The 3,338-nt window shown below is 38.9% G+C and carries 2 protein-coding genes; one reads left to right on the plus strand and one right to left on the minus strand.

The genetic code is table 11. From position 1 onward, the window contains the following. The first annotated feature begins 1,492 nt into the window (after positions 1-1,492). Positions 1,493-1,708 carry a hypothetical protein gene (locus tag OC680_RS02150; RefSeq protein WP_304515471.1) on the plus strand — a complete coding sequence of 72 codons (216 nt, stop codon included), beginning with the start codon at positions 1,493-1,495 and terminating at the stop codon, positions 1,706-1,708. 1,417 nt (positions 1,709-3,125) lie between these two features. Here OC680_RS02150 and OC680_RS02155 read toward each other — a convergent pair. Then, positions 3,126-3,338 (minus strand): hypothetical protein (locus OC680_RS02155; RefSeq protein ID WP_304515472.1); only part of this gene is annotated, 213 nt, incomplete at its 5' end.

Raw genomic sequence — 3,338 nt, forward strand, 5'->3', positions numbered from 1 at the left:
GTCAATGTCAATAGCATGCCCAGACAAAGCACATCCACTTAAAACTCTAATTATCAAACAAAAGCATCCCCGAATGTTTATGGGTTCTCATCTAATCTGTGTGTATCAGAGTGCACACAACCATAAATTGTTATTATTATTTTTTTTTCTTTAGCACAAGGTTTCCATTAATTGTTGATCTCAATTTCGGCCATGATTTCATTCTTACCAAGTCGGAATCTCCCTTTTGCTAAGTTGTTTCGTTGGTACAAGTTTTCTAGTTGTCATGATGCGGCTGGGAGCGTGAGTCTTGATTGGATAATGTTGGATTGATACATTGGTGGACGGCCGTCTGGTGTTCCATTATAAATGCTGGGTTCTTTTAATTTTTATTTTTATCAAAAACCTGGGCAGTCTATCCTCCTTGGCCCTACTCTGTGGCTAGTCGCTGGAGAACCAGCGGCTTGAGTCTGAGCCAACAAGCATGGAAATCTCGATATCTGGTCAGTTTATAACAACCTTTTCCCACCACATGAGCTAAAACCCTTGTGGCGGGGTTTGCAGTCTAAGAAAAGCTAAAACCTTGCCTCTTCGGCGACTCCTTCTTCTATTTCTTCACCTCTGAACTTCGCATCAGGCTCTTCAGCTTTTTGTTGACCGCTGTTTGATTTTGTACTCATCTGTTGGTGGTGCTGAAGTATTGGAGTGGAGGGCGGCTTTCTGGGGTTGTGGATGTTGAATTCAGGTTATTTGTCTTTTGAAGGGATGATTGCGGCAATATCATGGGTTCCTAGAGGGGCTTCGAAGGCGGTACCCAACGTGGCCGAACCGCCTTCCAAGGAGGAAATTGAAGAAATTTTGAAGAGTGGAGTTCTGGAAAGAAGGTAAAAAGAAGTTTCTCTCTTTTTAATGTCTTTGGCCATGTATTCATTCTGTCTCTAGCAACCTGAATGACTTGTAAAGAAATAGTCTCTGTGTGATTTTAGTGAGCTGGATGCACGATGGCGCTAATGACTAATGTGACGTTTGGTCCATGTGTGTCAGTTAGGTTCTTGAACTGTCTGTTTAGGTCTATGATGTCATTTAAGATGGACTGATTCTCGGTTGTTTGCGGTGAAATGAAGTTGAATCGGTGACCAACAACAGTGTATTGAAATCAGAGTATTGGAAATTTGCAAGGAGTGCCCAAGAAGCTGTTTACGTATATTTTATTAGTCAATTAAGATAGAATAGGGGTCTGTCTATCTGGGCATGTAAGAACTGCATACATTTCCTGGAGCATTGAGAGAAAAATTACTATGATATAGTTAATGGAGATTTTCTTTGCATTTTCTTTCTTTCTGGTTTGATTCTGCTGTATGATGTATTTTGGCAATCTTATCAAGAGATATAGCTTTGTTTGCTTTAGTGAAATTGTCGAGAGAGAATCTATGATTGCACACATTCTGTTGTTATAGCTTGTGCTTGATTTTCGTGCAGTGGAGATAGTGATGGCGAGGAGGATGATGACAACATGGACGTGGTTGCTTTGGAAAAGACTGATGAAGTTTCCACTGCATTATTTGCTGCTGATGCACTCGGGAGAAGTTCCAAGGTGACAAAAGTTGGATCTGTTTTTGAGGATATAACCGATGGTTTGAAGGAGCTTGATATGGATAATTACGATGAAGAAGATGAAGGTATGTTCCTTTGTGTGGCTGCTCTGATCTTATTTTCCTGTTATAAGTAACTTTCATAGTCCATCCAAAGGAAGTTGGATGGGGTAATTCCCACTAATATGTGAATGCCCTGCCTAATAACGACTCATTTTAATGGCATGTTGGTCTTTTCCTTAAAATCACTAACAGGAGCCGGCCAAACTTAACTGAACAAGTAATGGACATATTACGAATCTCCGCAGTATGAGAAATCCAAACATGGTCTAGATGTGTTTTCTGAGCCAACTTTAAGAGCAAAGAAGGAAGAGCTTTCCCTTTCAAAGTCCCTTTTGGCCAATGAAACGCAACATTCTACTTACCACTTGTTATGCTTGATAAAACCAGTAGATGCTGCCAAGTCTGCTTGCTAATAGGCAAGTAAAACATTTTGCTTGCTTCAAAAACACCATCACAGAAAACCAAAGAAGGGGAAATGAAATAACTACACTTTAGCATTCTATCATTCTAGGCAAGCCTGTTTTGAATTGCTAGCCACAGAAAAGAAGCTGTCAAAGAATATTTGAAGGAAAACATGCTAATTTTATGCCAATCCATCTTATTCCTCCTGTCCCTTGTAAAATGTCAAGCTAACTTTACAGAAAAGTGTAATCCTTCACAAAATATAATCTGTAATGCCATGGTTAGAAAAAATAGCTCCATGAATGGATACTAGTATATCAACAAGATCATGAGAACAAGTGAGAGGCCTTCTCCATTTATTATCCCGAGGGGATTACAATAACTTCTTCTTGGTAAGACTGCACACTGTGTGAGAACTTGGCTTAATATTGCCTTTCCACCGGTTCTCTCATATTGTGTGAGATGTGTTACTAGCTAGCTAGCTTGGCTTATTACAGAGCTTCTTGGTAAAGGAAGCAGCTAAAGTTACATAGACATATAATCCAGTGCATGGTAGAATGGTTGAGAAAAGATGGACGGTCACATAGATATTCAGATTATAAAGGTTTTGAATTTGCCTTTGATCTGCTGATCACACTAAACTTGGAGGCAAACTACAAATGAAACTGTGTAATGACCCATTAATGGAGGGGTAAGAGAGGAGGATGCCAGGAGGAATTCAAAGCCACATTTAAGAGGCTGTCCCATTAATTAATTATGATTAGAGATGCTGAGAGCTGCTGTTCCAAGCTTGCTTCCACACCTAGTGGACTGGTATTAACATGATGATGGAATAAAGGGAAAGGCGATATTTTTTCCTGAGAGTAAAGACTTCGCTTCCAACCATACTCTATTAATTATATTATCAAGGATATCTTGTTAAACATGGAACAATAAAAGAGATGCACGTCTTGCTTGGTTTTTAGGACATGGGCTAATCTGAGTATGCAACTAGTTATGCAAAACAACCAAGTGCCAAAATTACTCATCTTTTGAAAACCTGCAGGGAAAGCCCGGTCAGAATTAATTGGATCCACTTATTAATGAAATTTATTTGGATTTAATATCCAAGAAATCTGACCTAAAAGGCACCAGTTCATGACTGTTCTGAAAGTCTTGTAACATGCATTTATTCCTTTCCAGTTCTTTACAAATAGCCCAAATTAATTCTGTTTTCCCTATTTTGGTAATACCTTCAATAATTAAACTAATCGCTCTGTGACCATCTCTTAATCTTTGAATTTGAGTTTTAATATGATTAAT

It is taken from the genome of Candidatus Phytoplasma melaleucae (assembly GCF_030588185.1).
Taxonomy (GTDB): domain Bacteria; phylum Bacillota_I; class Bacilli_A; order Acholeplasmatales; family Acholeplasmataceae; genus Phytoplasma; species Phytoplasma melaleucae.

Excerpts from the sequence above, each read along its gene's own strand:
- OC680_RS02150 (WP_304515471.1), top strand. The coding sequence starts at position 1,493 with ATGGACGTGGTTGCTTTGGAAAAGACTGATGAAGTTTCCACTGCATTA.